The 20,760-nt window shown below is 51.3% G+C and carries 31 protein-coding genes; all 31 read left to right on the forward strand.

Annotated features, from left to right (window positions below; translation table 11 throughout):
* The 31 genes from rpoC to rpsD all read left to right on the forward strand — a co-directional run bounded on the left by rpoC (position 1) and on the right by rpsD (position 20,752).
* On the forward strand, positions 1-4,188 hold the full coding sequence (gene rpoC / locus PHE17_RS10350) for a DNA-directed RNA polymerase subunit beta' (RefSeq protein WP_301015767.1): 4,188 nt from the start codon (positions 1-3) through the stop codon (positions 4,186-4,188).
* Between the two features lie 178 nt (positions 4,189-4,366).
* Entirely contained in the window at positions 4,367-4,741 is a 375-nt protein-coding gene (gene rpsL, locus PHE17_RS10355; RefSeq protein WP_301015768.1) for a 30S ribosomal protein S12, read from the forward strand.
* Positions 4,742-4,760: 19 nt separating this feature from the next.
* Entirely contained in the window at positions 4,761-5,231 is a 471-nt protein-coding gene (gene rpsG / locus PHE17_RS10360) for a 30S ribosomal protein S7 (protein ID WP_301015769.1), read from the forward strand.
* Between the two features lie 18 nt (positions 5,232-5,249).
* The gene (gene fusA, locus PHE17_RS10365; protein ID WP_301015770.1) at positions 5,250-7,355 is read left to right on the forward strand and encodes an elongation factor G; all 2,106 of its coding nucleotides are present in this window, start codon (positions 5,250-5,252) and stop codon (positions 7,353-7,355) included.
* Positions 7,356-7,357: 2 nt separating this feature from the next.
* On the forward strand, positions 7,358-8,548 hold the full coding sequence (gene tuf / locus PHE17_RS10370) for an elongation factor Tu (RefSeq protein WP_301015759.1): 1,191 nt from the start codon (positions 7,358-7,360) through the stop codon (positions 8,546-8,548).
* Positions 8,549-8,553: 5 nt separating this feature from the next.
* A complete protein-coding gene (rpsJ, locus tag PHE17_RS10375; protein ID WP_301015771.1) occupies positions 8,554-8,865 on the forward strand; it encodes a 30S ribosomal protein S10 in 312 nt (103 codons plus the stop codon).
* A gap of 138 nt (positions 8,866-9,003) precedes the next feature.
* Complete coding sequence (gene rplC, locus PHE17_RS10380; RefSeq protein ID WP_301015772.1) at positions 9,004-9,636, forward strand: 50S ribosomal protein L3; 633 nt, start codon at positions 9,004-9,006, stop codon at positions 9,634-9,636.
* Between the two features lie 11 nt (positions 9,637-9,647).
* On the forward strand, positions 9,648-10,250 hold the full coding sequence (gene rplD / locus PHE17_RS10385; RefSeq protein WP_301015773.1) for a 50S ribosomal protein L4: 603 nt from the start codon (positions 9,648-9,650) through the stop codon (positions 10,248-10,250).
* On the forward strand, positions 10,247-10,540 hold the full coding sequence (gene rplW, locus PHE17_RS10390; protein WP_301015774.1) for a 50S ribosomal protein L23: 294 nt from the start codon (positions 10,247-10,249) through the stop codon (positions 10,538-10,540). Before rplD ends, rplW begins: the two co-directional genes overlap by 4 nt.
* A 14-nt stretch (positions 10,541-10,554) precedes the next feature.
* Positions 10,555-11,382, forward strand: a complete 828-nt coding sequence (rplB, locus tag PHE17_RS10395) for a 50S ribosomal protein L2 (protein WP_301015775.1) — start codon at positions 10,555-10,557, stop codon at positions 11,380-11,382.
* Positions 11,383-11,394: 12 nt separating this feature from the next.
* Positions 11,395-11,667 carry a 30S ribosomal protein S19 gene (gene rpsS / locus PHE17_RS10400; RefSeq protein ID WP_301015776.1) on the forward strand — a complete coding sequence of 91 codons (273 nt, stop codon included), beginning with the start codon at positions 11,395-11,397 and terminating at the stop codon, positions 11,665-11,667.
* A 9-nt stretch (positions 11,668-11,676) separates the two neighbouring features.
* On the forward strand, positions 11,677-12,009 hold the full coding sequence (gene rplV / locus PHE17_RS10405) for a 50S ribosomal protein L22 (RefSeq protein ID WP_301015777.1): 333 nt from the start codon (positions 11,677-11,679) through the stop codon (positions 12,007-12,009).
* A gap of 8 nt (positions 12,010-12,017) precedes the next feature.
* The gene (gene rpsC, locus PHE17_RS10410) at positions 12,018-12,716 is read left to right on the forward strand and encodes a 30S ribosomal protein S3 (protein ID WP_301015778.1); all 699 of its coding nucleotides are present in this window, start codon (positions 12,018-12,020) and stop codon (positions 12,714-12,716) included.
* Positions 12,717-12,728: 12 nt separating this feature from the next.
* Positions 12,729-13,142, forward strand: a complete 414-nt coding sequence (gene rplP / locus PHE17_RS10415) for a 50S ribosomal protein L16 (RefSeq protein ID WP_301015779.1) — start codon at positions 12,729-12,731, stop codon at positions 13,140-13,142.
* Entirely contained in the window at positions 13,142-13,339 is a 198-nt protein-coding gene (gene rpmC / locus PHE17_RS10420) for a 50S ribosomal protein L29 (protein ID WP_301015780.1), read from the forward strand. The genes rplP and rpmC overlap by 1 nt, the downstream gene beginning before the upstream one ends.
* A 2-nt stretch (positions 13,340-13,341) precedes the next feature.
* A complete protein-coding gene (gene rpsQ / locus PHE17_RS10425) occupies positions 13,342-13,611 on the forward strand; it encodes a 30S ribosomal protein S17 (protein ID WP_301015781.1) in 270 nt (89 codons plus the stop codon).
* A gap of 15 nt (positions 13,612-13,626) precedes the next feature.
* A complete protein-coding gene (gene rplN / locus PHE17_RS10430; protein WP_301015782.1) occupies positions 13,627-13,995 on the forward strand; it encodes a 50S ribosomal protein L14 in 369 nt (122 codons plus the stop codon).
* 30 nt (positions 13,996-14,025) lie between these two features.
* Positions 14,026-14,343, forward strand: coding sequence for a 50S ribosomal protein L24 (rplX, locus tag PHE17_RS10435; RefSeq protein WP_301015783.1), 318 nt, complete (start codon positions 14,026-14,028; stop codon positions 14,341-14,343).
* Positions 14,344-14,351: 8 nt separating this feature from the next.
* Positions 14,352-14,891, forward strand: coding sequence for a 50S ribosomal protein L5 (gene rplE, locus PHE17_RS10440; protein WP_301015784.1), 540 nt, complete (start codon positions 14,352-14,354; stop codon positions 14,889-14,891).
* Positions 14,892-14,907: 16 nt separating this feature from the next.
* A complete protein-coding gene (gene rpsN / locus PHE17_RS10445; protein ID WP_301015785.1) occupies positions 14,908-15,213 on the forward strand; it encodes a 30S ribosomal protein S14 in 306 nt (101 codons plus the stop codon).
* Positions 15,214-15,225: 12 nt separating this feature from the next.
* Entirely contained in the window at positions 15,226-15,621 is a 396-nt protein-coding gene (rpsH, locus tag PHE17_RS10450) for a 30S ribosomal protein S8 (protein ID WP_301015786.1), read from the forward strand.
* Positions 15,622-15,636: 15 nt separating this feature from the next.
* The gene (gene rplF, locus PHE17_RS10455; protein WP_301015787.1) at positions 15,637-16,176 is read left to right on the forward strand and encodes a 50S ribosomal protein L6; all 540 of its coding nucleotides are present in this window, start codon (positions 15,637-15,639) and stop codon (positions 16,174-16,176) included.
* A gap of 10 nt (positions 16,177-16,186) precedes the next feature.
* Complete coding sequence (rplR, locus tag PHE17_RS10460) at positions 16,187-16,540, forward strand: 50S ribosomal protein L18 (RefSeq protein WP_301015788.1); 354 nt, start codon at positions 16,187-16,189, stop codon at positions 16,538-16,540.
* 11 nt (positions 16,541-16,551) lie between these two features.
* The gene (gene rpsE, locus PHE17_RS10465; protein ID WP_301015789.1) at positions 16,552-17,061 is read left to right on the forward strand and encodes a 30S ribosomal protein S5; all 510 of its coding nucleotides are present in this window, start codon (positions 16,552-16,554) and stop codon (positions 17,059-17,061) included.
* A gap of 4 nt (positions 17,062-17,065) precedes the next feature.
* Positions 17,066-17,254, forward strand: coding sequence for a 50S ribosomal protein L30 (gene rpmD, locus PHE17_RS10470; protein ID WP_301015790.1), 189 nt, complete (start codon positions 17,066-17,068; stop codon positions 17,252-17,254).
* A 1-nt stretch (position 17,255) separates the two neighbouring features.
* Complete coding sequence (gene rplO, locus PHE17_RS10475; protein WP_301015791.1) at positions 17,256-17,690, forward strand: 50S ribosomal protein L15; 435 nt, start codon at positions 17,256-17,258, stop codon at positions 17,688-17,690.
* A 13-nt stretch (positions 17,691-17,703) separates the two neighbouring features.
* The gene (secY, locus tag PHE17_RS10480; RefSeq protein ID WP_301015792.1) at positions 17,704-19,053 is read left to right on the forward strand and encodes a preprotein translocase subunit SecY; all 1,350 of its coding nucleotides are present in this window, start codon (positions 17,704-17,706) and stop codon (positions 19,051-19,053) included.
* 26 nt (positions 19,054-19,079) lie between these two features.
* A complete protein-coding gene (rpmJ, locus tag PHE17_RS10485; RefSeq protein ID WP_002709743.1) occupies positions 19,080-19,193 on the forward strand; it encodes a 50S ribosomal protein L36 in 114 nt (37 codons plus the stop codon).
* Positions 19,194-19,334: 141 nt separating this feature from the next.
* A complete protein-coding gene (gene rpsM, locus PHE17_RS10490) occupies positions 19,335-19,691 on the forward strand; it encodes a 30S ribosomal protein S13 (protein WP_301015793.1) in 357 nt (118 codons plus the stop codon).
* 23 nt (positions 19,692-19,714) lie between these two features.
* Positions 19,715-20,119, forward strand: coding sequence for a 30S ribosomal protein S11 (gene rpsK / locus PHE17_RS10495; protein WP_301015794.1), 405 nt, complete (start codon positions 19,715-19,717; stop codon positions 20,117-20,119).
* Positions 20,120-20,131: 12 nt separating this feature from the next.
* Positions 20,132-20,752, forward strand: coding sequence for a 30S ribosomal protein S4 (gene rpsD, locus PHE17_RS10500; RefSeq protein WP_301015795.1), 621 nt, complete (start codon positions 20,132-20,134; stop codon positions 20,750-20,752).
* The last annotated feature ends 8 nt before the right edge of the window (positions 20,753-20,760 follow it).

The raw sequence follows: 20,760 nt of genomic DNA on the forward strand, positions 1-20,760 counted from the left end.
ATGAAAGATTTATTGAATTTCCACAAGAAAGAACAGGAAACCCACGACTTTGACGCGATCAAGGTCGGTCTGGCGTCGCCTGAGGTCATCCGTTCATGGTCTTTCGGTGAAGTCAAAAAACCGGAAACCATCAACTACCGTACTTTCAAGCCAGAGCGTGACGGCCTGTTCTGCGCCAAAATCTTTGGCCCGGTTAAGGACTATGAGTGCCTGTGCGGTAAGTACAAGCGCCTGAAACACCGTGGCGTGGTGTGCGAAAAGTGCGGCGTCGAAGTGACCCAGACCAAAGTACGCCGCGAGCGTATGGGGCACATCGAGCTTGCTAGCCCAGTTGCACACATTTGGTTCCTGAAATCATTGCCATCCCGTATCGGCTTGATGCTGGACATGACCCTGCGTGACATTGAGCGAATCCTCTATTTCGAGACGTTCGTTGTTACCGAACCGGGCATGACCACGCTGGAACGTTGCCAGTTACTGAGCGACGAAGCTTATCTGGAAGCGGTGGAAGAGTTCGGCGATGAATTCGAGGCCAGCATGGGTGCAGAAGCGATTTTCGAGTTGCTGCGCTCCATCGACCTGAAGGAAGAAGTCGCCCGGATGCGCGAAGAAATCGCGGAAACTGGCTCTGAAACCAAACTGAAGCGCTTAGGCAAACGCTTGAAGCTGATGGAGTCTTTCCTCAGTTCCGGCAACAAGCCTGAGTGGATGATCATGACTGTGCTGCCGGTATTGCCGCCAGACCTGCGTCCGTTGGTTCCGTTGGATGGCGGGCGTTTCGCCACCTCTGACCTGAATGACCTGTACCGCCGCGTGATCAACCGTAACAACCGTTTGAAGCGTTTGCTGGAGCTGAATGCCCCGGACATCATCGTGCGCAACGAAAAGCGTATGCTGCAAGAGTCTGTGGATGCGCTGCTCGACAACGGTCGTCGTGGTCGTGCGATTACCGGCTCCAACAAGCGTCCGCTGAAATCTTTGTCTGACATGATCAAGGGTAAGCAAGGCCGCTTCCGTCAAAACTTGCTCGGTAAACGTGTCGACTACTCCGGTCGTTCCGTTATCGTGGTTGGTCCGACGCTGCGCCTGCATCAGTGCGGTCTGCCTAAGAAAATGGCGCTGGAATTGTTCAAGCCGTTCATTTTCGGCAAACTGCAACGCCGTGGTTTGGCGACGACCATCAAGGCAGCGAAAAAGCTGGTTGAACGCGAAACGGCAGAAGTGTGGGACATCCTTGCTGAAGTTATCCGCGAGCATCCGGTCATGCTCAACCGCGCACCTACCTTGCACCGTCTGGGTATCCAAGCGTTTGAACCGACCCTGATCGAAGGTAAGGCAATCCAGTTGCACCCGTTGGTGTGTTCTGCGTTCAACGCGGACTTCGACGGCGACCAGATGGCGGTACACGTGCCGTTGTCTCTGGAAGCGCAGTTGGAAGCGCGTACCCTGATGATGGCGACCAACAACGTCCTGTCACCAGCGAATGGCGAACCAATTATCGTGCCGTCACAGGACATCGTTCTGGGCTTGTATTACATGACCCGTGATGCGATCAATGCGAAAGGCGAAGGCATGGTTTTCGCTGACCCGTTGGAAGCGCAGCGTGCTTATGAAACAGGCAATGCCTCCCTGCACGCTAAAGTTAAAGTGCGCATCACGGATACCCTCAAGGACGAAGACGGTGAACTCATCAAGCGTACCCGCCTGATTGACACCACGGTAGGCCGTTCCTTGCTGACCAGTATCCTGCCAGAAGGTCTGCCGTTTGAACTGTTCAATACAGTCCTGAAAAAGAAAGCCATTTCCAAGCTCATCAATGAGGCGTATCGCCGCGTGGGTTTGAAAGCTGCGGTTATCTTTGCTGACCAACTGATGTATACCGGCTACCGTTATGCAACCCGTGCGGGCGTTTCTTTCTGCGCGGATGACATGATGATCCCGGAAAAGAAAGCCGAGCTGTTGGCAGAAGCGGACGAAGCTGTTTTGGAAATCCAAAACCAGTTCTCCACAGGTTTGGTAACAGCAGGCGAACGTTACAACAAGGTCGTTGACATCTGGGCAAGCACCAATGAAAAAGTCGCGAAAGCGATGATGGAAAAAATTGGTAAGCAAGAAGTCATTGATGCGGAAGGCAATCTGGTTTACCAAGAATCCTTCAACTCCATTTATATGATGGCGGATTCCGGGGCGCGGGGTTCCGCAGCTCAGATCCGTCAGTTGGCAGGGATGCGGGGTTTGATGGCGAAACCGGATGGTTCCATCATCGAAACCCCGATTACCTCCAACTTCCGTGAAGGTCTGAACGTCCTCCAATACTTTATTTCGACGCACGGTGCGCGGAAAGGTTTGGCGGATACCGCACTGAAAACTGCGAACTCTGGTTACTTGACACGCCGTTTGGTCGACGTGGCGCAAGACATGGTTGTTACCATCGACGATTGCGGCACTGAGCGCGGCATCCTGATGCGCCCCATCATCGAAGGTGGTGATGTGGTCGAAGCACTCGCCGAGCGCGTGTTGGGTCGTGTGGTTGCGCAGGATGTGACCAAAGGCGACGAAGTGCTGATCCCTGCTGGAACCTTCTTGGATGAGGCATGGGTCAAGCAAATCGACGCGCTGGCGGTGGATGAAATCATCGTGCGTTCCGCGATTACCTGCGAAACCCGTTACGGCGTGTGCAAGAAATGCTACGGTCGTGACTTGGCACGCGGACACCTCGTCAACAAGGGTGAGGCAGTCGGTGTTATCGCGGCACAGTCCATCGGTGAACCGGGAACCCAGTTGACCATGCGTACCTTCCACATCGGGGGTGCGGCGAGCCGGTCGGCTGCGGAAAGCAGCATTGCCATCAAATCAGCCGGTCAAGTCCATTTGCTCAATGTTAAAACCGTGCGCAACAAAGACGGCAAGCTGGTGGTGGTTTCCCGCTCCGGTGAATTGGGCGTGGTGGATGCGAGTGGGCGTGATAAAGAACGCTACAAGCTGCCTTACGGTGCGATCCTTTCCGTCGACCAGTACGCGCAAGTACCGGCAGGTCAGGAAGTGGCAACGTGGGATCCGCATACCCACCCAATCATTTCCGAGGTGACAGGGCGTGTCGACTTCAGTGACTTCACGGATGGCGTAACCGTCCAGACCAAAGTGGACGAAATGACGGGCTTGGCTTCCATTGAAGTTATGGATCCGCGTAACCGTCCAGCCGCAGGCCGCGAATTACGCCCAACGGTACGTTTGTTGGATGCACATGGCGACAGCGTGTTCTTTGAGGGCACGAAGATTCCGGTACAGTATCCGCTGCCAGCAGGGGCGATTGTCAGCTCCACCAACGGTGCAAGCGTACAGGTCGGTGAAGTTATTGCGCGTCTGCCGCAAGCGTCCTCTAAGACTCGTGACATCACGGGTGGTTTGCCACGGGTTGCTGACTTGTTTGAAGCACGTAAACCGAAAGACGGTGCGATTCTGGCGGAAAAAACCGGCACAATTTCCTTCGGTAAGGAAACCAAAGGTAAGCAGCGCGTCATCATCACCAGTGAAGACGGCGAGCAGTACGAAGAGCTGATCCCAAAATGGCGTAACCTTGACGTGTTCGAGGGGGAAAAAGTCAACCGTGGTGAAACCATCGCTGACGGCGAACCTAACCCACACGACATCTTGCGCTTGTTGGGGGCAACGTCTTTGGCTGAGTACCAAGTCAAGGAAATCCAAGACGTTTACCGTCTGCAAGGCGTAAAGATCAACGACAAGCACATTGAAGTCATCGCCCGTCAGATGATGCGTAAAGTGGAAGTCATTGATCCGGGCGAAAGCAACTTCTTGCGTGGTGAGCAGGCCGATTACTGGCGTGTGACGGAAGAGAATAAGCGCCTGAATGCCGAAGGCAAACTCAGGGTTGTTTATGAACGTTTGCTGATGGGTATTACCAAGGCATCCTTGGTCACGGACTCCTTCGTCTCGGCAGCATCCTTCCAAGAAACCACCCGTGTGCTTACAGAAGCGGCGGTACGTGGTGCGCGTGATGAGTTGCGCGGCTTGAAGGAAAACGTCATTGTGGGTCGCCTGATCCCGGCTGGTACGGGTCTGGCATACCACGATGACCGTCGCAGCCAACGCAATGAGTTTACGTATGAAAGGCCAACCCCAACTGAAACCATCAGTTTCGGCGAGCCGATGGATATGGATTCCGACTGATCACTCAGCCGGGGTTTGAAGGTTTAATTGATTGATACGGAAAACCTCCTTGACATAGGGGGTTCCGATCCCTAAAATCTGGCGTCCTCAAACAGACCGATTTTCGGTCTGTTGTCTTTATGGGGACTAGGCAAGCCAGGCAGGTTCCTCGTAGCAGGTAGGAGAGTTTTTTTAGATTATGGCAACAGTAAACCAGTTAGTGCGCAAACCGCGCCAAAGCAAAGTAGAGAAGAGTAAGGTTCCAGCATTGGAAGCTTGCCCGCAACGCCGTGGTGTTTGTACACGTGTGTACACAACTACGCCAAAGAAGCCGAACTCCGCGATGCGTAAGGTTGCGCGTGTGCGTCTGACCAACGGTTTTGAAGTCACCAGCTATATCGGCGGTGAGGGTCATAACCTTCAGGAGCACTCGGTTGTCCTGATTCGTGGCGGTCGTGTAAAAGACCTGCCGGGTGTCCGTTATCATACCGTGCGTGGCAGTTTGGATACGCAAGGTGTCAAAGGTCGCCAGCAAGCCCGTTCTAAATACGGCACTAAGCGTCCTAAGAAATAATTGAGTACGAGATTGAGTCATGCCTAGAAGAAGAGAAGTCCCTAAGCGTATCGTGCTGCCTGATCCAAAATTCGGGAGCCAATTGCTGACAAAATTCATGAATGCCATCATGCAAGATGGTAAGAAGTCTGCTGCCGAAAAAATCATTTACGGTGCATTGACTGAAATCGCTGGCAAGAAAGGCGGTGACGGTATTGATGTGCTGGAAGATGCGCTGGATAACGTCCGTCCTGCGGTGGAAGTTAAATCCCGTCGTGTGGGTGGTGCAACTTACCAAGTTCCGGTTGAAGTGCGTCCTTCCCGCCAAAATGCGTTGGCTATGCGTTGGTTGATCGACGCTGCCCGTAAGCGTGGTGAAAAATCCATGGCGCGTAAGCTGGCTGGTGAATTGATGGATGCTTCCGAGAAGCGTGGTACTGCGGTGAAAAAGCGTGAAGACGTGCACCGTATGGCAGAAGCTAACAAAGCCTTCGCGCACTTCCGTTGGTAATCGGCAAGAGCATAAAACGTGGCGCGTAGCACCCCTATCGAGCAGTACCGCAATATCGGCATCATGGCACACATTGATGCAGGTAAGACGACTGTAACTGAGCGCATCCTGTTTTACACGGGTGTGTCTCACAAGATCGGGGAAGTGCATGATGGTGCGGCAACCATGGACTGGATGGAGCAGGAGCGTGAGCGGGGTATTACCATCACGTCTGCGGCAACCACCTGTTTCTGGTCGGGGATGGATAAGCAATTCCCGCAGCATCGCATCAACATTATCGACACGCCGGGGCACGTAGACTTCACCATTGAAGTGGAGCGTTCCCTGCGGGTGTTGGATGGCGCAGTTTTTGTGCTGTGTGCGGTCGGTGGTGTGCAGCCACAATCCGAAACGGTGTGGCGTCAGGCGAACAAGTACCATGTCCCACGCATGGCGTTCGTCAATAAGATGGATCGTTCCGGGGCGAACTTCCTGCGCGTTTACGAGCAGTTGAAGTCCAAGTTAAAAGCTAACCCGGTTCCGCTGCAACTGCCCATCGGTGCGGAAGAGAATTTCGCAGGGGTGGTTGACCTGATCCGCATGAAAGCGCTCATGTGGAATGACTCTGATCGGGGTGTAACCTACGAAGCTGTTGATATTCCGGCTGATATGGTTGCTGACGCTCAGGAGTGGCGGGAAAAGATGGTGGAGGCTGCTGCTGAAGCCGATGATGTGTTGATGAATAAATACCTTGAAGAGGGTGATCTTTCTTCTGAGGAAATTATTGCAGGCTTGCGCAAGCGTACCGTTAGTCTTGAAATCGTGCCCATGACGTGTGGCTCTGCTTTCAAGAACAAAGGTATTCAGGCGGTGCTGGATAAGGTCGTTGAGTTGATGCCGTCGCCAGTTGATGTGCCTTCCATCAAGGGGCATTTGGACGACAAGAATGAGACAGAAGCTGAGCGCCATCCTTGTGATAATGAGCCGTTTGCGGCATTGGCATTTAAGATCGCGACTGACCCATTTGTGGGTACGTTGACTTTCTTCCGTGTTTATTCTGGCGTACTGACCTCGCAGAGCGCAGTATATAACCCGATCAAGGGCAAGCGCGAACGTATTGGGCGTCTGGTGCAGATGCATTCCAATGCACGCGAAGATATTGATGAAGTCCGGGCGGGCGATATTGCTGCTGCGGTCGGGCTGAAAGATGTCACCACTGGCGAGACCCTGTGTGACATGAATCATGTCATTACCTTGGAAAAAATGGATTTTCCAGAGCCGGTGATAGCGGTTGCAGTTGAGCCAAAATCCAAGGCTGACCAAGAACGCATGGGGATCGCGCTGAGTAAGCTCGCGCAAGAAGACCCATCTTTCCGGGTACGTACCGACGAAGAAACGGGGCAGACCATCATCTCAGGGATGGGTGAGTTGCACCTCGAAATTATCGTTGACCGTATGCTGCGGGAGTTTAAGGTGAGCTGCAATGTGGGTGCGCCCCAAGTTGCTTACCGTGAAACTATCCGTAAGTCGGTTGAGGTTGAAGGCAAGTTTATCCGTCAGTCGGGTGGTCGCGGGCAATACGGTCACGTTTGGCTGCGCCTTGAGCCGCTGGGTGAGGCGGAGGGCTACAAATTTGAAAACGCCTTGGTGGGTGGTGTTGTGCCGAAGGAATTCGTGCCAGCCGTCGACAAGGGTGTGCAAGAACAAATGGGTAACGGCGTATTGGTCGGTTTCCCGTTGGTCGACATGAAAGTCACCATCTTTGATGGTTCTTACCATGATGTCGACTCCAGTGAAATGGCTTTCAAGATTGCGGGTTCGATGGCGCTGCGTAAGGGTGTCATGGAGGCCACTCCAGTGTTGCTGGAGCCAATCATGAAGGTTGAAGTGACAACGCCTGAAGATTACATGGGTGATGTTATTGGTGATTTAAACCGGCGTCGCGGTGTCATTCATGGTATGGATGACGAAAACGGCAGTTTAGTGGTACATGCGGAAGTCCCGTTGGGTGAAATGTTCGGTTATGCAACCGATCTGCGCTCGGCAACACAGGGGCGTGCTGCGTACAGTATGGAATTTGCAAGATATTCGGAAGCGCCTGCGGCTATTACTCAGGCGGTGATAAAGAAAGTGAAAGGTGAGTAACGATGGCAAAAAGTAAATTTGAGCGCACGAAGCCGCACGTAAACGTAGGTACAATCGGCCACGTTGACCACGGCAAAACCACGCTGACAGCAGCACTGACCGTAGTGCAATCCCGCAAATTTGGTGGTGAGGCAAAAGCTTACGATCAAATCGACGCGGCTCCAGAAGAAAAAGCACGTGGTATCACCATCTCTACCGCACACGTAGAGTATGAATCTGAAAACCGCCACTACGCACACGTCGACTGCCCAGGGCACGCCGACTATGTAAAGAACATGATCACAGGTGCGGCACAGATGGATGGCGCAATCTTGGTTTGTTCCGCTGCTGACGGCCCAATGCCACAAACCCGTGAACACATCCTGCTGTCACGTCAGGTTGGCGTACCGTACATCGTAGTTTACATGAACAAATGTGATCTCGTTGATGACGAAGAGCTGCTGGAACTGGTCGAAATGGAACTGCGTGAGCTGCTCTCCAGCTACGAATTCCCGGGTGACGACACCCCGATCATCAAAGGTTCTGCGCGTATGGCGCTCGAAGGCGACCAATCCCCAATTGGCGAACCTTCCATTGCTGAGCTGATCAATGCGCTCGACACCTACATCCCAGAGCCAGAGCGTGCCATTGATGGCGCATTCCTGATGCCAGTGGAAGACGTGTTCTCTATCTCTGGTCGTGGTACGGTAGTAACAGGCCGTATCGAACGTGGTGTGGTCAAAGTTGGTGAAACAGTGGAAATCGTTGGTATCCGTACCACCCAAACCACCACCGTCACTGGCGTTGAAATGTTCCGTAAGCTGCTCGACCAAGGTATGGCGGGTGACAACGTTGGTCTGCTGCTGCGCGGCACCAAGCGTGACGACGTAGAGCGTGGTCAAGTCCTGTGCAAGCCGGGCACGATCAAGCCACACACTAAATTTGAAGCGGAAGTCTATGTCCTGTCCAAAGAAGAAGGTGGTCGCCACACCCCATTCTTCAAAGGCTACCGCCCACAGTTCTACTTCCGTACCACCGACGTAACAGGCGCTTGTGAGCTGCCAGAAGGCGTTGAAATGGTCATGCCGGGTGATAACGTCAAGCTGGTCATCAGCCTGATCAACCCAATCGCAATGGAAGATGGGCTGCGTTTTGCGATCCGTGAAGGCGGCCGTACCGTCGGCGCTGGTGTTGTTGCTAAAATTATTGAGTAATAGTTATGTCTGATCAAAGAATCCGTATTCGCCTGAAAGCATTCGATCACCGTCTGATTGACCGTTCTGCGACTGAGATCGTCGAGACGGCAAAACGGACGGGTGCGCGTGTTAAGGGGCCAATTCCGCTGCCTACGCGCATTGAGCGCTACACCGTGCTGGTTTCCCCGCACGTTGATAAGGATGCGCGGGATCAATACGAAATCCGTACTTACAAGCGTCTGATGGATATTATTGATCCGACTGACAAGACCGTTGATGCCCTGATGAAGCTGGATTTGGCAGCAGGCGTTGACGTACAAATCAAGCTTAACTGATTTGTAAAAAGTTCATAGACGACAGAAGAATTTCTGTTATAATGCGCGGCTTTCCACGGCTCGACCTAGGTCGAGCCGAGTTTTTCTAAAAGATAGAATGAAAGTTGCTCGGTGTGAGTAATTCGAAGAGGTATGCAAATGGCTATCGGTCTGCTGGGTCGCAAAGTAGGTATGACCCGGATATACGGTGAAGATGGTGGTTCAACCCCCGTCACTGTGCTTGAGATTGCTGCAAACCGCGTTTCCCAAGTCAAGACGGCGGAGACGGATGGTTATAGTGCCATTCAGTTGTCCGTGGGTGAGAAGAAGTCTTCCCGCGTTTCCAAGTCAGAAGCTGGTCATTTTGCCAAAGCAGGCGTACCAGCAGGTACTTTTGTTCGCGAATCCCGCGTAGACGATGCGTCAAGCTATGAACTGGGTGCGGAACTTGCGGTAAGCATGTTTGAAGCTGGTCAGAAAGTGGATGTGTCCGGCATCAGCAAGGGTAAAGGCTTCGCCGGTGTGCTGAAGCGTTATCATTTTGCTGGTCAAGACCGCACGCATGGTAACTCTCGGTCACACAGGGCTCCGGGTTCCATTGGTCAGAACCAAACGCCGGGTCGTGTATTTCCTGGTAAGAAAATGTGCGGGCATCTGGGTGCTGAGCGCAGCACAGCTCAGGGTCTGGTCGTGGTGCGTGTAGACGCTGAGCGCAATCTGTTGTTGGTTAAAGGTGCTGTTCCCGGTGCTAATAACGGCGATGTGATTGTCAAGCTGTCGGTTAAGGCATAAGGGTGGCAGCAATGGAATTACAGATTGCAAATGGTGGTTCTCTCGCGGTAAGCGAAGACGTTTTTGCACGTGAATTTAACGAAGGTCTGGTACACCAGGCTGTTGTTGCTTACATGGCAGGTGGTCGTGCTGGTACTAAAGCGCAAAAGACCCGTTCCGATGTAAGTGGTGGTGGTGCTAAGCCTTTCAAGCAGAAAGGTACTGGACGTGCGCGTGCTGGTAGTATCCGTAGCCCACTGTGGCGTACTGGTGGTAAGTCATTTGCTGCCCGTCCGCGTGATTTTACGCAAAAGCTGAACAAGAAAATGTACCGTGCTGCGATGCGCTCCATTTTCTCTGAGTTGGTGCGTCAGGATCGTTTGGTGGTGGTTAGCGCGTTTGATGTCGCTGAACCAAAAACCAAACTGATGCTGGCTAAGCTAAAAGAATACGGTTCAAATGATGCTCTGCTGATTTCTGATATTGACGATGTCAATGTTCTGCTGTCTTCGCGCAATATTCCTTATTGCGAAGTTGCGAGCGTGGCTGGTTTGAATCCGGTAAGTCTGGTCGGTCACGAAAAAGTTATCGTGACGGCGGCTGCGGTCGAAAAAATTCAGGAGTGGCTGGCATGAGTATGGAGCGTCTCTATCACGTTCTGGTTGCTCCGCGCGTTACAGAAAAAACTGTTGCTGCGGTTGAAAAGGCAAACCAATACGTATTCAAGGTTGCAAAAACTGCAACCAAGCAAGAAATCAAAGATGCTGTCGAGACTTTGTTTGAAGTCAAAGTTGATAAGGTTCGTACCATCAACATGAAAGGCAAGCAGAAGAACTTTGGTCGTCGTGGCGGTCAACGCAACGACTGGAAAAAGGCTTACATAAGCCTGGCTGAAGGTTTCTCTCTGGATGCGGCAGCGGAATAAGGTAAGGGTGAATCATGGCAGTCGTTAAGGCAAAACCAACATCTCCCGGTCGCCGTTTCCAGGTTAAAGTTGTCAACAAAGAGTTGCACAAAGGTTCTCCTTGGAAGCCACTGGTAGAAGAAAAGCGCAAGAGCGGTGGACGTAACAATACTGGGCGTATTACTACCCGTCATGTGGGTGGTGGTCATCGTCAGCATTATCGTCTGGTTGATTTCAAGCGTCGCAAAGATGATATTCCGGCGAAAGTCGAACGTTTGGAGTATGATCCAAACCGCAGTGCAAATATTGCCCTGTTGTTGTATGCAGACGGTGAGCGTCGTTACATCATTGCGCCAAAAGGTTTGAGTGCAGGTGCAGAAGTGATTTCTGGCCTCCATGCGCCGATTGCTGTGGGTAACTCCCTGCCAATGCGTAATATCCCTGTCGGTACAGTCATTCACTGTATCGAAATGAAGCCTGGCAAAGGTGCGCAGTTGGCGCGTAGTGCTGGTGCTTCTGTGCAATTGATTTCCCGTGAAGGTGCGCACGCTACTATCCGTTTGCGTTCCGGTGAAATGCGTAAAGTGCCGATTGACTGCCGTGCAACTATCGGTGAAGTCGGTAACTCTGAACATGCCTTGATCAAGTTGGGTAAAGCGGGTGCAAAGCGCTGGCGTGGTGTCCGTCCAACTGTCCGTGGTGTGGTCATGAACCCGGTAGACCATCCACACGGTGGTGGTGAAGGCCGTACCTCTGGTGGTCGTCACCCTGTTACTCCTTGGGGTGTTCCAACCAAGGGTTACAAGACTCGTAGCAACAAACGCACCGACAATATGATTGTCCGTCGCCGGAACAAGAAGTAAGAGGATTAAACAGTGCCACGTTCACTAAAGAAAGGTCCTTTCGTTGACCATCACCTGATGAAGAAGGTTGAAACTGCTAAGGCAGCTAATGACCGTCGTCCAATCAAAACATGGTCGCGCCGCTCCATGATCCTGCCGGAATTTATCGGCTTGACACTGGCGGTGCATAACGGCAAACAGCATGTTCCGGTGTTGGTTAATGAAAACATGGTAGGCCATAAACTGGGTGAGTTCGCGCTGACCCGTTCGTATCGTGGTCACGTCGCCGACAAAAAGTCGAAGTAAGAGGTTGAAATGGAAGTTGCAGCACATTTGCGCTCTGCGCGTATTTCCCCTCAGAAGTGCCGACTGGTGGCTGATCAGATTCGTGGCCTGCCGGTAGACAAAGCCCTGAATATTCTGGCGTTTAGCCCGAAGAAAGGCGCTGCGATGCTGAAAAAAGTTCTGGAATCCGCGATTGCCAACGCTGAACATAATGATGGTGCCGATGTGGACGAATTGTGCGTTAAGCGCGTATTTGTCGACCAAGGTCCAACAATGAAGCGTATCATGCCGCGTGCTAAAGGTCGTGCTAACCGCATCCTGAAGCGCACCAGTCACATTACCGTCGCTGTAGGCGAGAAGTAAGGTTTAGTATGGGTCAGAAAGTACATCCAACTGGTATCCGTCTTGGCATCTCAACGGATTGGCGTTCCAAGTGGTACGCTGAAGGCAAGGATTATGCCAATTTCCTGTTCAAGGATTTGGAAGTCCGTGCGTTCCTGAAGAAGCGTCTGAAAGAAGCTTCTGTTAGCCGTATCCAGATTGAGCGTCCAGCAAAATCTGCGTTCATTACCATCCATACGGCGCGTCCGGGTGTGGTAATCGGTAAGCAAGGCGCTGACATCGAAAAACTGCGTGCTGAAACAGCGGCGATTTTGGGTCTTCACGTTAATAACGTGAAGCTGAATATCGAAGAAATCCGCAAGCCTGAACTGGATTCCCAGTTGGTTGCTGAAAGTATCGCTAGCCAGCTCGAACGCCGTATCATGTTCCGTCGTGCTGCCAAGCGTGCTGTTGCGAATGCAATGCGTTTGGGTGCGCTGGGTATCAAAGTCTGTGTTGCTGGGCGTTTGAATGGCGCAGAGATTGCACGTACTGAGTTTTTCCGTGAAGGCCGTGTGCCGCTTCACACCCTGCGTGCTGACATCGACTATGCAACTGCGGAAGCGCTTACCACCTATGGCATCATCGGTGTAAAAGTGTGGATCTACAAGGGCGAAGTCTTCGACCTGGAGCAGAAACAGCAATCTAGCCAAAGCCAGAACCAAGGCCAAGGCAGAAAGAAGAAGTGATAGAGGTCTGAGATGTTACAACCCAAGAGAACCAAATTCCGCAAACAGATGAAAGGCCGCAACCGTGGCTTGGCATTGGCGGGAAGTAAAGTAAGCTTCGGTGAGTTTGGCCTGAAAGCTGTTGAGCGTACCCGCTTGACTGCACGTCAGATTGAATCAGCTCGTCGTGCGATCAACCGTTATGTCCGTCGTGGCGGCAAAATCTGGATTCGTGTATTCCCAGACAAGCCAATCAGCAAAAAGCCACTGGAAGTACGGCAAGGTAAAGGTAAAGGGAACGTTGAATACTGGGTTGCGCAAATTCAGCCGGGCAAGGTTCTCTATGAAATCGAAGGTGTAAGCGAAGAAGTGGCACGCGAAGCGTTCCGTCTTGCGGCTGCCAAACTTCCTATGAAAACGACATTTGTTTCTCGTCAGGTGATGTGATGAAAGCAGCCGAACTTAAGCAAAAATCAGCGACCGACCTTAAAGCCGAGTTGCTGGAAAACCTGAAAGAGCAGTTCAAGCTGCGTATGCAAAAAGCCGCTGGCCAATTGTCACGTCCTTCTGAAGTGAAGCGTGTACGTCGTCAGATTGCCCGGATCAAGACAGTGCTTGCCGCAAAGCAAGCCGCAGGTGAGTAACGATGAGCGAAGAAGCAAAAGTCGAACGCAGCTTGCTGGGCCGTGTGGTCAGCAACAAAATGGACAAATCAATCGTGGTGCTGATGGAACGCCAAGTCCAGCATCCGGTGTATGGCAAGTTTATCAAGCGTTCTAAAAAGTACCATGTTCACGACGAAAACAATGAATGTCGTGAAGGTGATACCGTGATGTTCAAGGAATGCCGTCCTTTGTCTAAGACAAAGCACTGGACCTTGATCAAGGTCGTTGAACGCGCTCCTGAGCAAGCATAAGGACGGGGACTAGAAATGATCCAGATGCAATCTACTCTGCAAGTTGCAGATAACAGCGGTGCCAAGAAAGTCATGTGCATCAAGGTTCTGGGCGGTTCCCATCGGCGTTATGCAGGCATTGGTGATATCATCAAAGTCAGCATCAAGGATGCGATCCCGCGTGGCAAGGTCAAGAAAGGCGATGTTTACAACGCCGTGATCGTGCGTACTGCCCACGGTGTCCGCCGCAACGATGGTTCCAAAATCCGTTTCGACAATAACGCAGCCGTATTGTTGAACAACAAATTGGATCCAATCGGTACTCGTATTTTTGGGCCTGTCACCCGCGAACTGCGCGGTGAGAAGTTCATGAAAATTATTTCTCTGGCACCCGAAGTGCTGTAAGACTGCCAACCGACTCAAATAGGTGAAGAAATGCGCAAAATTCGCAGTAATGACGAAGTAGTCGTCATCACCGGCAAAGATAAAGGCCGTCGCGGCAAAGTCATGCAGGTGTTAGCAGAAGGTAAGGTTTTGGTTCAAGGTATTAACCGTGTCAAAAAACACGTTAAGCCTAACCCAAATGCAGGTGTTCAAGGTGGCATTGTTGAAAAAGAAATGCCCATGGACAACTCAAATGTGATGCTGGTCAACCCTGCCACTGGCAAGGGTGATCGTGTTGGATTCAAGCTCCTGGAAGATGGCAAGAAAATCCGTGTCTTCAAGTCCAATGGTGAGCGCGTAGACGCTTAAGGTGTAAAATGTCGAGACTGCAACAGTACTACCGCGATACTGTCGTCAAGGAATTGACGGACAAGTTCGGGTACAAAAACGTGATGGAAGTGCCGAAGGTCGTCAAGATCAGCCTGAATATGGGGCTAGGCGAAGCTGTCGGCGATAAGAAAATTATCGAACACGCTACAGGTGACATGAGCAAAATTGCTGGTCAAAAACCTGTCGTAACGCTGAGCCGCAAATCCATTGCAGGCTTCAAAATTCGTGACAACTGGCCAATTGGCTGCATGGTCACGCTGCGTAGCGAAAAGATGTACGAATTTTTGGATCGCCTGATCAATATTTCCATTCCGCGTATCCGCGACTTCCGTGGTCTTAACGGACGTGCATTCGACGGTCGTGGTAACTACAACATGGGCATCAAGGAACAAATCATTTTCCCTGAAATTGATTATGACAAAATTGATGCACTGCGTGGTATGAACATTACCATCGCTACCACTGCAAAAACTGACGAAGAGGGACGGGCACTGCTCGAAGCCTTCAAGTTCCCCTTCAGACAGTAAGAGGATAGAAGATCAAATGGCTAAGAAATCCATGATCGCCCGTGAAACACGCCGTACTGCTTGCGTCGCTAAATATGCTACTAAGCGTGATGAGTTGAAAGCTATCATCAGCAACCCAGAAAGCTCTTTTGAAGCTGTGATGGAAGCGAATGAAAAGCTGCAAAAGCTGCCACGTGACAGCAGCCCAGTACGTCAAATGTCCCGTTGTAATCTGACAGGGCGTCCACATGCTGTTTACCGCAAGTTCGGCCTGTGCCGTAACAAACTGCGCGAAGCGACCATGCGTGGTGACGTTCCAGGTTTACGCAAGGCAAGCTGGTAAGGGAGAGATAATATGAGTATGAGTGATCCTATCGCCGATATGTTGACCCGCATCCGTAACGGTCAGCGTGCAAACAAGGCGAGTGTTACTTTCCCTGCTTCCAAGCAGAAAAAAGCTATCTTGGCAGTGTTGGAAGATGAAGGCTACATCGCTGGTTTTGAAGCAGGTGAAGCCGAAGGCCACCCTGTTACTAAAGTGAAGCTGAAATACTTCCAAGGCAAGCCAGTCATCAGCAACGTGAAACGTGTCAGCCGTCCAGGTCTGCGCATTTTCCGCAGCAAAGATGAACTGCCGAAAGTTATGGGTGGTTATGGTATAGCTATTATCTCCACGTCCCGAGGCGTCATGAGTGACCGTGCAGCACGCGCAGCCGGTCAGGGTGGCGAAGTCCTCTGTGTGGTCGAATAAAAGGCGGACTTTGACATGTCAAGAATTGCAAAGAAATCGCTGGCTCTGCCTAAGGGCGTAGAAGTCAGCATTACCGGGCAAAGCCTGAAAATCAAAGGCAGCAAAGGCGCTTTTGATTTCACAATCCACGATGCAGTGGAAGTGGTTCACGAAGATAACGTGCTGAAGTTCCGTGCTAAGCGTGATAATGAATCCGCTGGTTGGGCTTTAGCAGGTACTACCCGCGCTTTGGCCAATAACATGGTCACAGGTGTTAGCCAAGGTTTCGAGAAGAAACTGCAACTGGTCGGGGTTGGTTATCGTGCCCAGGCTCAAGGCAGCAAGCTGAACCTGAGTCTTGGTTTCTCCCATCCGGTCGTGCATGACATGCCGGAAGGTATCACTGTTGAAACTCCGAGCCAGACAGAAATTGTCATTCGTGGTGTAGACAAGCAGAAGGTTGGTCAAGTTGCGGCAGAAGTTCGCGCCTACCGTCCACCAGAGCCTTACAAAGGCAAGGGTGTTAAGTACGCGAATGAAGTTATCCTGCGTAAAGAGACCAAGAAGAAGAAGTAAGGTGGCATAGATGGACAAGAAAGCATCCCGTATTCGCCGTGGTAAGCGCAGCCGCATGAAGATGCGTGAACTGCGTGTCAACCGTCTGAGCATCCACCGTACTTCCCTGCATATCTATGCACAGGTTGTGACCTCGGATGGTTCAGAAGTTTTGGCAGCGGCTTCAACGCTGGACAAAGACCTGCGTGCAGGTTTGGATTACACAGGCAACGTAGCGGCTGCAACAGCAGTTGGCAAATTGGTTGCTGAGCGTGCGCTGGCAAAAGGTATTGACTCCGTTGCTTTTGATCGCTCTGGTTTTAAATATCATGGTCGCATCAAAGCGCTGGCAGATGGCGCTCGTGAAGCCGGTCTGAAATTCTAAGGATTTATCCAATGGCGAAGGCAGAAAATACATCAGCACCATCTGACGGTTTGCAAGAAAAGCTGGTTCAAGTGAACCGCGTTGCTAAAACTGTGAAAGGTGGTCGTATCATGAGCTTCACTGCGTTGACCGTAGTGGGCGATGGTAATGGTCGTGTCGGTTTCGGTTATGGCAAGGCGCGTGAAGTGCCAGCTGCTATCCAAAAAGCAATGGATCAGGCTCGCCGTAGTCTGGTAAACGTTTCTTTGGTTGATGGCACATTGCAATACCCGGTCAAGTTTGAACACGGTGCGGCGAAAGTTTACATGCAACCTGCCTCTGAAGGTACGGGCGTTATCGCAGGTGGTGCGATGCGTGCGGTGCTTGAAGTTGCTGGTGTGCGTAACGTATTGTCCAAATGCATGGGCACTCGTAACGCGGGCAACGTAGTGCGTGCAACCATCGCGGCTTTGGCTTCCGTGCAGGATCCTGAAATGATCGCTGCCAAGCGTGGCAAGACCGTTGATCAGATTAAGGGATAAGACGATGACTTCTGCAAAGCAGCTTAAACTGACCTTGGTGCGCAGCCTGAATGGTCGCCTGAAAAGTCACCAGCAATGTGCCCGTGGTCTTGGTATCCGCAAGATTCATAACCCGGTCACGGTTGTTGATACCCCGGAAAACCGTGGCATGATCAACAAGATTTCCTACATGCTGACGGTTGAGGAAGCTTAAAATGAAATTAAATACGCTACAGCCTGATGCTGGCAGCCGTCCTGCACGTACCCGTGTTGGGCGTGGTATCGGTTCAGGTTTAGGTAAAACTGCCGGTCGCGGTCATAAAGGCCAACGTTCACGTAAAAGTGGCGGCAACAAAGGCGGTTTTGAAGGTGGTCAAATGCCAATGCATCGCCGCTTGCCGAAATTTGGCTTTACTTCCCGCATTGGGATGCATACAGCCGAAGTTCGCTTGAGTGAGCTGGCAAAAGTTGAAGGCGATATGATCGACCTGCTGAGCCTGAAAGCTGCCAACGTGATTGACGCGCAAACTGTCCAAGCCAAAATTATCCTTTCTGGTACGGTTGAAAAAGCTGTTACTGTTAAGGGTGTTGGTGTGACTAAAGGTGCTCGTGAAGCCATTGAAGCAGCGGGCGGCAAGATCGAAGAATAACGGATAATAACTCATGCGCAAAAACCCGACAGCTTCCCTTGGGGGCTTTGGAAACATGGTTGAGATTCGCCAGCGGTTAGTATTTGTACTGCTGGCGTTGATCGTTTATCGGCTTGGGACATACATTCCTGTTCCTGGTGTGAATCCTGCGGCGATGGCGCAGTTTTTTGACCAGAACAATGGCACTATTCTGGGCGTATTCAACATGTTTTCAGGCGGGGCCTTGCAGCGTTTGAGTGTGTTTGCGCTGGGTGTTATGCCGTACATTTCCTCTTCAATCGTTGTCCAGTTGATGACAACGGTTGTGCCTTTCTTTGAGCAATTGAAGAAAGATGGTGAGTCGGGTCGCCGTAAGATTACTCAATATACTCGTTACGGTACGGTAGCGTTGGCGCTGTTCCAAAGTATCGGTGTTGCTATCGCTTTGGGTGGGCAAGACATTGGTGGCGGTCAAACCATCGCGTTAAACCCCGGCTTGAGCTTTATTATTACGACTGTGGCTACCTTGGTGACAGGTACATTGTTCCTGATGTGGTTGGGTGAGCAAATTACTGAGCGTGGTATCGGTAATGGTATTTCCCTGATCATCTTTGGTGGTATCGTCGCGGGCTTGCCAGCCGCCGTTGGTGGCACATTGGAATTGGCAAACACGGGTGAACTTTCCCCGTTTTTGGTCATTGTGTTGCTGGCGTTGGTGCTGTTAGTGACTGCACTGGTTATTTTTGTTGAGCGTGGTCAGCGCCGTATTACGGTCAACTACGCTAACCGCCAGCAAGGCCGCAAGATGATGATGGGGCAATCCAGCCATCTACCGTTGAAGTTGAATATGGCAGGGGTTATCCCACCGATTTTCGCTTCCAGTATTATCCTGTTCCCTTCAACCTTGGGGCAGTGGTTCGGTAATATGGATGGTATGGGCTGGTTGAAAGACTTTTTCCAAATGTTGCAACCGGGTCAGCCTTTGTATGTGTTACTATATGCAGTCGCGATTGTGTTCTTCTGTTTCTTCTATACGGCTTTGGTATTTAACTCACGTGAGACTGCCGAAAACCTGAAGAAAGCAGGGGCGTTTATTCCGGGTATCCGTCCGGGTGAGCAAACATCCAAATATATTGATGGTGTTATGACCCGTTTGACTGGGGTCGGCGCTATCTACATTACCTTGGTCTGCCTGTTGCCTGAATTCTTGGTTCTGGGCTGGAACGTACCTTTCTACTTTGGGGGTACTTCACTGCTGATCATCGTGGTCGTTGTCATGGATTTCCTGTCCCAGTTACAGGCACACATGATGTCGCACCAGTACGAGGGCTTGATGAAGAAAGCCAATTTTAAAGCGCAGACACGCCCTGGCACTGTGCGCTAATCTGATTCATTTGGAGAGTTTTTATCATGAAGGTTAGAGCTTCTGTTAAAAAATTGTGCCGTAACTGCCGGGTCATCCGCAGAAACGGTGTAGTCCGCATTATCTGCTCTGATCCACGCCACAAGCAGCGTCAGGGCTAAGATAGTTTTATCCCGAATGCCCGTTAAGCGTGGTAATCAGGATTCCCGAAATAACCTCTGCTCAGACAGGGGTTATTTGTTGATAATAGTAAGAGATTCCGGCATAATCGCCGGTTTTCCCGGTAGTCTGGAGAGATTTTAATGGCTCGTATTGCGGGTATCAATCTTCCTGTCAACAAGCATGTGGTAATTGGTCTGACTGCGATTTATGGCGTTGGTCGTCCTCGTGCTGCGGAGATTTGCAAAGCTGCGGACATCGTTCCAAGCACCAAAATCCGTGACCTCAGCGAAGATCAAGTTGAGCGCATCCGTCTCGAAGTGGGCAAGCTCACTGTCGAAGGCGATCTGCGCCGTGAAGTTTCCATGAGCATCAAACGCTTGATGGATATGGGTTGCTATCGTGGCATCCGCCACAGACGTGGCCTGCCTCTGCGTGGTCAGCGTACTAAAACGAACGCACGTACCCGTAAAGGCCCTCGTCGTCCTATTCGTAAATAAAGAGATTGCAGGTAGAGTAAGTAATGGCAAGACAGCCTAGAAAAGGTGCAACTGTTAACCTTCGCAAGAAGGTCAAGAAAACTGTCACTGACGGTGTTGCGCACGTCCATGCATCATTTAATAACACAATCGTGACAATCACTGACCGCCAGGGCAATGCGCTGGCATGGGCCACTTCTGGTGGTTCTGGTTTCCGTGGTTCACGTAAAAGTACCCCGTTTGCAGCCCAGGTTGCTGCCGAACGTGCAGGTAATGCGGCGAAAGATTACGGCTTGAAGAACCTTGACGTTGAAGTTAAAGGTCCAGGCCCTGGTCGTGAGTCAGCAGTGCGTGCACTGAACAACGTTGGTTTCAAGATCAATACTATTGTGGATGTGACGCCTATCCCGCATAACGGTTGCCGTCCACCCAAGAAACGTCGTGTGTAACGGGAGATAGTCATGGCACGTTATATTGGCCCTACCTGCAAACTCAGCAGACGTGAAGGCACTGACCTTTACCTCAAGAGTCGTGGTGTCTCTCTGGAGAAGAAGTGCAAACTGGATAAAGTTCCAGGGCAACACGGCGAAAACAAAGCACGCCTGTCTGATTATGGTGTGCAATTACGCGAAAAGCAAAAAGTCCGCCGTATCTACGGTGTGCTGGAACGCCAATTCCGCAACTACTTTAAAGAAGCGGCACGTCGCAAAGGTTCTACAGGTGAAAACCTGCTGCAACTGTTGGAATGCCGTTTGGATAACGTCGTTTATCGTATGGGCTTTGGTGCTACTCGTGCGGAATCCCGCCAGTTAGTTAGCCACAAAGCCATCATGGTAAACGGTCAGTCGGTCAATATCCCGTCTTATCAAGTTAAGGCTGGTGATGTGGTCGCAGTCCGCGAAAAATCCAAAAAGCAAACCCGTATTCAGGATGCTGTGACTGTCGCTGAACAATCCGGCTTGCCTGCATGGGTAGAAGTGGATGCGAAAGCTCTGCAAGGTACATTTAAATCTGTACCTGACCGTAGCGATCTGCCATCCGAAATCAATGAATCGCTGATTGTGGAATTGTATTCCAAGTAATCACTGAT

Origin of the sequence: Thiothrix sp., assembly GCF_028714775.1 — a bacterium.
In the GTDB taxonomy this organism is placed as follows: domain Bacteria; phylum Pseudomonadota; class Gammaproteobacteria; order Thiotrichales; family Thiotrichaceae; genus Thiothrix.